The sequence below is a fragment of the Acidovorax sp. KPB24-07 genome (assembly GCF_057543315.1).
This window is the reverse complement of record NZ_BAAJYS010000839.1, coordinates 1-760: the sequence shown is the minus strand read 5'-3', so window position 1 is coordinate 760 and position 760 is coordinate 1. Positions and strand designations below refer to the sequence as shown.

1 protein-coding gene is annotated in these 760 nt (G+C 73.8%); it reads left to right on the top strand.

Annotation, left to right across the window (positions count from 1 at the left end):
• The coding region (locus AC27IQ_RS26175; protein WP_487091389.1) for a hypothetical protein at positions 1–760 on the top strand (760 nt) is incomplete at both ends.

Genomic DNA, 760 nt, shown 5'->3' with positions numbered 1-760 from the left:
GACCGGCCCCCGCCCGGCCGGCCTGGGTGCCGCCGCTCTCCCCGCTGGCGCCTGGCGCGGCACCCGCCCCAGCGGCATCCGACGACCTGGAGTTCTTCAACGGCCTGGGCGGATTCGCCCTGGACGGGCGGGAGTATGTCGTGCGGCTGGGCGCAGGCCAGGCCACCCCGGCGCCCTGGATCAACGTCATCGCCAACCCGGGGTTCGGGTTCCAGGTGTCCGAGCGCGGCAGCACCTGCACCTGGTGCACCAACAGCCGCGAGAACCAGCTGACCCCGTGGTCCAACGACCCGGTGAGCGATCCGTCGGGAGAAGCGATCTACGTGCACGACGAAGCCACGGGCGAAGCGTGGACCGCCACGGCGCAGCCGCTGGGCGACGATGGCCTGTACGAAGCGCGCCATGGCCACGGCTACAGCCGGTTCGCGCACGCGGCGCGCGGCCTGGGGCTGGAGTTGCTGCAGTACGTGCCCGGCGAGGACCCCGTCAAGATCTCGCGCCTCACCCTGCGCAACACCTCGGGCAAGGCCCGGCGCCTGACCGTCACGGCCTATGCCGAATGGGTGCTGGGCACCTCGCGCGGCGCGTCGGCGCCGTTCATCGTGACCGCGGTGGATGCCGGCAGCGGCGCCCTGCTCGCCCACAAGCCCTGGGACATGGCGTTTGCCGGCCGGGTGGCCTTCGCGGACCTGCGCGGGCAGCAGACGGCGTGGACGGCCGACCGCACGGAGTTCCTGGGCCGCCACGGCGGGCCCGGGGC